The sequence below is a fragment of the Streptomyces sp. ATLC9 genome (genome assembly GCF_057196705.1).
Map to the genome: position 1 here is coordinate 1 of NZ_JBXUOY010000272.1, position 6,688 is coordinate 6,688.

Below are 6,688 nucleotides of genomic sequence, written 5' to 3' on the forward strand. Positions count from 1 at the left end.
CGGCGCAGATAAACATCGGAGGGGACGGCGGGGGGCGCCCGCCCGGGGGGGCGCCCCCGGACCGTGGTTGCAGCATGGGCGCCCCCGGGGCGGTGGGTCAGACAGTGCGCTGGCTCGCGAAGAAGACCAGCCGGTACTTCCCGATCTGGACCTCGTCACCGTTGTTGAGCATGACCGAGTCGATCCGCTCGCGGTTGACGTACGTGCCGTTGAGGCTGCCGACATCGGCGACGGTGAACCGGCCGTCCGGGCCACGCCGGAACTCCACGTGGCGGCGGGAGACGGTCACATCGTCCAGGAAGATGTCGCTCTCGGGGTGGCGTCCCGCCGTCGTCAGCTCGCTGTCCAGCAGGAAGCGGCTGCCGGAGTTCGGCCCCCGGCGCACCACCAGCAGCGCCGAGCCCATCGGCAGTGCGTCCACGGCCGCCTGGGCCTCGGGGGACAGCGACGGCAGGGCCGTCTGCCCCGTCATCTCGGCGTCGTAGGCCTCGATGCCCGAGATCGAGATGGTGGAGGTCGTCTCCGAGGAGCGCTCGGGTGCGACTCCGCCCCGCAGCGGCGCCCCGCAGTTGGAACAGAACCGGCTCGCCTCGGCGGCGCGGGTCCCGCACCTCGAACAGATCGGCAAGTCGGATCCTCCACCCGTACCAGAGGCTGATGACGCCTCGGAACCTATGCGGCCGGACGCTTCCCGGTCAACAGAGACAGGGCCGTGGCCACTCGAATCGCCGCCGGGCGCGACCTCGTCGCGGAAGAGCGGACGCTCCCCCCCCTCCGCCGCGGGCTCGCCGCCGCGCGACGCGCGGTGCCGGGCGCCGTCCCCGGCGCTCTGACGCTTACCGAACAACTTCCCAAGAAAACTCACGGGCGATTCCCCTCGCACGAAACAGACCCGCCCGTGGGGCAGGACAGACCCTCGATGCTCACGGTGGCCGAACCGGACGTCCTCACAACGTCCCTGGCCTTCGGACAGTTTCCCTTACCCGCAGGCCGGCAAGCGCGCCGACCCCCGGTTTCTTCACTCGTCGGCTCACTGCGATGACGACTGAGCGTAGTCAGGCCGCTTCGCCGATCGCAAGGCATCCACGACGATCTTCTCTGAACGGGTTACGGACACGGTGGCCTGCTCCTTCTCCAGGGACTGGACGACGCCGCCCGGGATGTTGAGCGCCGGCTCGAGGTCCTGCGGCTTGCCGATGACCTCGAAGCTGTAGGGCGAGGCCACCTTGCGGCCGTCGATCCTGATACTGCCGCCGCTGTCGGTGAAGTGCGTGCTCGTCACCACCCGCACATCGTTGACCTCGATGGCCTCGGCCCCCGCGGCACGCAGCTCCTGGATCGCGTCCAGCAGCATGTGCGCCTCGACCATACCCGCGGCGTCGTTCACCACCACCTGGATACCCGGCCCCTCGGCCGCGACCGTGCCCGCCAGCACACCGAGCTGCCGGGCCCTCTCCTCGGTCTGCCGACGCGCCTCCTCGGCCTGGTCCGAGCTGTTCTCCAGTTCGGACTTCTGGTTCTCCAGCGTCCGCTTCTCCTCCTCCAGCCGCTGGGTGCGGCTGTCGAGCTCGTCGAGGATCCGCACCAGGTCCTCCTGTCGCGCGCCGCGCAGCGGACTGTTCTCGCTGGTGGAACGGACCTGGATGGCAAGTCCCAGCCCGAGGACGAACAACAGCAGCGCCACGGTGAGTTGATTGCGGTTCACCCGGGGCGGCCACAGCCCGCGGATCAGCCGTTCACGCCCGCCCGGGGACGGCTCCCCGCCGCCCGGCCCGGCGTGCTCCACCGGCCCCGCGGCGGTCCCGTCCCGCCCCTCTTCCGGGCCCCTGCCCGGCGGTGTCGTCCTGTCGTCGCTCATCGCTCACTCACGCCCGGAACACATGCCGCCGGATGGCGGCGGCATTGGAGAAGATACGGATGCCCAGCACCACCACGACTCCCGTCGACAGCTGCGCGCCGACGCCGAGCTTGTCGCCGAGGAAGACGATCAGGGCGGCCACCACCACGTTCGACAGGAACGACACCACGAAGACCTTGTCGTCGAAGATGCCGTCCAGCATCGCGCGCAGCCCGCCGAAGACCGCGTCCAGCGCCGCCACGACGGCGATCGGCAGATAGGGCTCGACGACCGTCGGCACCACGGGACGGACCAGGAGTCCGGCCACGACTCCCACGATGAGGCCCAGAACGGCGATCACGATGTGCTGCCCTTTCCTGTCTTCACGGGCTCTGCCGTACGAACGGTGAGACTGGGCGCGGCCGGCAACCGCACCCTGTCCTGAACGGATATGGCGGTGCGGATGTCGTAGTTGTCCTCGAGCACCTCCAGGTACAACCCGTCGCTGCTGCCCCGGAAGGCTTCGCTCAGCCCCTTGCCGTCGCCCACCGCGAGCAGGGTGTACGGCGGTACCAGCGGTTTGTTGTCGACGAGTATCGCGTCACCGGCGGCGCGGATGGCCGACAGGGCCGTCAGCCGCTGCCCGTTGACCGAGATCGCCTCCGCCCCCGACTCCCACAGCCCGTTGACGACCCGCTGCAGATCCCTGTCCCGTACCCGACCGGTGTCCGCGAAGCCGGTGCTCCGGCGCGGCCCCCCGCCCTCGCCCGGCCCGGAGTCCTCGGCGTCGTCGACCACCAGCTTGAGTCCCGGCCCCTCGACCGGCACCGCCCCGGCCAGCAACGCGACCACTTCGCCGCGGTCGCCGCCGTGTTCCTGGAGCGCCTCGCGCTGCATCGCCGCGACCTCCTCGCGGAGACCGTCCACACCGCTCTGCAGGCTGTCGGCGTCCCGGCCGCCGTCCTCGATCCGGTCGATCAGCTCCTGCCGCTCCCGTGCCTCCGTCGGCGCCTCGAAACGCGCCTGGGCGGCCCCCAGCGTGACCACCAGTGCGGCCAGGACGAGGCCGGCCGTCAGAACGAGCTTCCCGCGCAGTGTGCGGGGCAGCCCGGACCGGCCCTCGGCGCCCCGGCGGTCCGCCGCTTCCGCGTAGCCGTCGTCGAGGCTGTGCTCCATCACATTGGTGAGCAGCGACATGGAGGCGTCGGGTCGCGCAGGCCTCGAGGGGGTACTCCGTACGGGGTGCTGCTGCGACATGCCGCACATCGTCGCACGTCGAGGGCCGTACCGCCGAACGGGGCTTCCGCAGTGCCGGAGCGCATCCGTTCGGCGGTACGGTACCGCCGTCGTCCCGGGATCCGTCGAGCCGTCAGCGGCCGGCGCTGTCGACCACCGCCGACCACTCGTCGAGCAGGGCCTGAGCGGAAGCGTCGTCAGGCCCCTCGGCCCACAGATGGGTGACCGCCTCGGCCGGGTCCGGCAGCACCATGACCCAGCGGCCGTCGGACTCCACCACCCGTACACCGTCGGTCGTATCGACGAAACGTTCCCCCGCGGCCTCGACGACCCGGCGCATGACCAGGCCCTTCACCGCCCAGGGGGTGGCCAGGTCACGGCGCAGCACATGAGCCTGTGGGATACGGGCGTCGATCTGGCTCAGGGTGAGCTGGGTGCGGGCCACGAGCCCGAGCAGCCGCACGAAGGCCGCCGTGCCGTCGAAGACACTGCTGAACTCCGGCACGATGAACCCGCCCCGGCCATCACCGCCGAAGACGGTGGCCTCGTCCCGCCCGACCCTGGTGAGATCGTCCGGCGAAGTCGTGGTCCACTCCACCTGGGTGCCGTGGTAGGCGGCCACCTGCTCGGCGATGCGGGTCGTGGTCACCGGCAGAGCGACCTTCCCGCTGCGCCGCTCCGCGGCGATCAGGTCGAGCATCACCAGCAGTGCCCGCTGGTCCTCGATGATCGTGCCACGCTCGTCCACCAGGGAGATCTTCTCGCCCACCGGATCGAACCGGACACCGAAGGCCGCCCGTGCCGACGCCACGATCTCCCCCAGCCGCACCAGCCCGGCACGACGGGTCTCAGCGGTCTCGGTCGGCCGCGACTCGTCCAGTCCCGGATTGATCGTCAGCGAGTCGACCCCGAGCCGGCCCAGCAGGCTGGGCAGGACGAGACCGGCGCTCCCGTTGGAGGCGTCCACGACGACCTTGAGACCGGACTCGGCGACACCGGTGGTGTCCACCGCCCTGAGCAGCGTCCCCGTGTAGGAGTCGAACACGCTGGCCGGGAAGCTCAGGTCTCCGATCTCTCCGGGGAACGCCCTGCGGTACTCCTGACGGGCGTAGACGCGGTCCAGCTTGCGCTGCCCCGCCTGCGAGAGGTCGGCGCCCCGCTCGTCGAAGAACATGATGTCGACGGAGTCGGGAACGCCTGGCGTCGTACGGATCATGATGCCGCCGGCGCTGCCTCTCGCGGTCTGCTGCCGTGCCACCGGCAACGGCACGTTCTCCAGGTCCCGCACGTCGATGGCGCTCGTCTGGAGGGCGGAGATCACGGCGCGCTTCAGAGCGCGTGCGCCTCGGGAGTGGTCACGAGCCGTGGTGACCGTCGACCCCTTCTTCAGTGTCGTGGCGTACGCCCCGGCCAGCCGCACGGCCAGCTCCGGCGTGATCTCCACGTTGAGGATGCCGGAGACGCCTCGGGCACCGAACAGATGAGCCTGGCCTCGCGACTCCCAGATAACCGACGTGTTGACGAAGGCGCCGGCCTCGACCGTCTTGAAGGGATAGACCCGGACGTTGCCCTGGACGATGGACTCCTCGCCCACCAGGCACTCGTCACCGATCACCGCGCCGTCCTCGATCCGGGCGGCGCGCATCACATCGGTGTTCTTGCCGATGACGCAGCCGCGGAGGTTGGACTGCGGACCGATGTAGACGTTGTCGTGGACGACGGCCCTGTGCAGGAACGCACCGCTCTTGACCACCACGTTGGAGCCGATGACCGTGTGCTCCCGCAGTTCGGCGCCGGCTTCGACCTTGGCGTAGTCGCCCACGTACAGCGGACCGCGCAGCACCGCGTCGGGATGGACCTCCGCGCCTTCCGCGATCCAGACCCCCGGGGAGATCTCGAACCCGTCGACCTCGACGTCGACCTTCCCCTCGAGAACGTCGGCCTGCGCCTTCACATAGCTCTCGTGGGTACCGACGTCCTCCCAGTACCCCTCGGCGACGTATCCGTACACCGGCTTGCCCTCCTTCATCAGCTGAGGGAAGACGTCACCGGACCAGTCCACGGGGACATCGGGGTCGACGTAGTCGAAGACCTCCGGTTCCATGACGTAGATGCCGGTGTTCACGGTGTCGGAGAAAACCTGGCCCCAGGTGGGCTTCTCCAGGAACCGCTCCACCTTTCCGTCGTCGTCGACGATGGTGATGCCGAACTCGAGTGGGTTGGGCACCCTCGTGAGACACACGGTCACCATCGCACCGCGCTCTCGATGGAAATTGATGAGCTCGGTCAGATCGAAGTCAGTGAGCGCGTCACCGGAAATGACGAGGAAGGAGTCGTCCTTGAGGGCTTCCTCTGCGTTCTTGACGCTGCCCGCGGTACCCAGAGGCTTTTCCTCATTGGCGTAGGTGAGCTCCATTCCGAGCTCCTCGCCGTCACCGAAGTAGTTCTTGACCAGGGAGGCCAGGAACTGTACGGTCACCACGGTCTCGGTGAGACCATGCCGCTTGAGCAGCCGCAGCACGTGCTCCATGATGGGCCTGTTGGCCACTGGCAGCAACGGCTTGGGCATACTCGCGGTCATCGGGCGAAGGCGAGTTCCTTCGCCACCGGCCATTACGACGGCCTTCATGTCGGAAGCGTCCTCCTTGAAGAGACGGCATACACGCCGACTGTGCCCGCCCAAAGAGCCCCGTGAATCTACTAAAGGGCCACTCGGGTCTCGCAGCCCCCGACGAGAGACAGGACCTAGTCGGCTGCGGCGTCCGCCTTGACAAGCCGGCGGACTTGAACCACATAGAGGATTCCTGCCCACCAGTACAGGGTTGTACCCCAGCCTGCGAACGCCCATCCGAAAATAGCAGCCAGTGACGGAAGCCATCCGCTTCCGTCACTGAGGAGCAGCAGCGGGAAGGCGTACATCAGGTTGAAGGTGGCGGCTTTCCCCAGGAAGTTGACCTGAGGTGGCGCATACCCACGGCGGTCCAGGACCCAGACGGCGACCAGCAGCATGAGCTCACGCGCCAGGAGCAGCGCTGTGAGCCAGAGTGGGAGGATGCCACGCCACGTCAGTCCGGCCAGAGTGGAGAGCACATACAGCCGGTCGGCCGCCGGATCGAGGATGCGGCCGAGACCACTGACCTGGTTCCAGCGGCGGGCCAGCTTTCCGTCCAGATAGTCACTGATGCCGCTGAACGCGAGCACGAGCAACGCCCAGCCGTCGGCGTTGGGACCTCCGAACTCCGGCCAGAGGATCAGCCACAGGAAGAGCGGCACTCCCACGAGCCGCGCCATGCTGAGGATGTTGGGGATGGTGAGGACACGGTCCGTCTGGACGCGTGTCTCCTGAGCCTCCACCCGGGACCTCCTATGAGTCCGTACCAACGATGCCTCCCGACCTTACCCTCAGCCCGAGTACAGGCACGAAAGGGGGCCCGGAAGGCGGGACTCTCGTGAACGCGGGAAAGCCCTGCCGGGCGAACCCGGCAGGGCTTTCTTTCACAAATCGTTCGGCGGCGTCCTACTCTCCCACACGGTCCCCCATGCAGTACCATCGGCGCTGAAAGGCTTAGCTTCCGGGTTCGGAATGGAACCGGGCGTTTCCCTCTCGCTGTGACC

The 6,688-nt window shown here is 68.5% G+C and carries 6 protein-coding genes and 1 rRNA gene; all 7 read right to left on the reverse strand.

The genetic code is table 11. From position 1 onward, the window contains the following. Nucleotides 1-97 precede the first annotated feature (97 nt). Nucleotides 98-907: a double zinc ribbon and FHA domain-containing protein gene (locus AC2CJA_RS22185; RefSeq protein WP_484604444.1), complete on the reverse strand. Its 810-nt coding sequence runs from the start codon at nt 905-907 to the stop codon at nt 98-100. 123 nt (nt 908-1,030) lie between these two features. After that, on the reverse strand, nt 1,031-1,858 hold the full coding sequence (locus tag AC2CJA_RS22190; RefSeq protein ID WP_484604440.1) for a DUF881 domain-containing protein: 828 nt from the start codon (nt 1,856-1,858) through the stop codon (nt 1,031-1,033). Nucleotides 1,859-1,865: 7 nt separating this feature from the next. Next, complete coding sequence (locus tag AC2CJA_RS22195; RefSeq protein ID WP_093658545.1) at nt 1,866-2,198, reverse strand: small basic family protein; 333 nt, start codon at nt 2,196-2,198, stop codon at nt 1,866-1,868. Next, on the reverse strand, nt 2,195-3,103 hold the full coding sequence (locus tag AC2CJA_RS22200) for a DUF881 domain-containing protein (RefSeq protein ID WP_484604441.1): 909 nt from the start codon (nt 3,101-3,103) through the stop codon (nt 2,195-2,197). Before AC2CJA_RS22200 ends, AC2CJA_RS22195 begins: the two co-directional genes overlap by 4 nt. 103 nt (nt 3,104-3,206) lie before the next feature. Next, nucleotides 3,207-5,702, reverse strand: coding sequence for a sugar phosphate nucleotidyltransferase (locus tag AC2CJA_RS22205; protein WP_484604442.1), 2,496 nt, complete (start codon nt 5,700-5,702; stop codon nt 3,207-3,209). Between the two features lie 116 nt (nt 5,703-5,818). Beyond that, a complete protein-coding gene (gene clsA / locus AC2CJA_RS22210; RefSeq protein WP_484604443.1) occupies nt 5,819-6,427 on the reverse strand; it encodes a cardiolipin synthase ClsA in 609 nt (202 codons plus the stop codon). A 150-nt stretch (nt 6,428-6,577) separates the two neighbouring features. Then, a 5S ribosomal RNA gene (rrf, locus tag AC2CJA_RS22215) occupies nt 6,578-6,688 on the reverse strand; the annotation flags it as partial.

Coding starts and splice junctions, on each gene's coding strand:
- AC2CJA_RS22190 (WP_484604440.1), bottom strand. CDS start 1,858: ATGAGCGACGACAGGACGACACCGCCGGGCAGGGGCCCGGAAGAGGGG.
- AC2CJA_RS22200 (WP_484604441.1), bottom strand. CDS start 3,103: ATGTGCGGCATGTCGCAGCAGCACCCCGTACGGAGTACCCCCTCGAGG.
- AC2CJA_RS22205 (WP_484604442.1), bottom strand. CDS start 5,702: ATGAAGGCCGTCGTAATGGCCGGTGGCGAAGGAACTCGCCTTCGCCCG.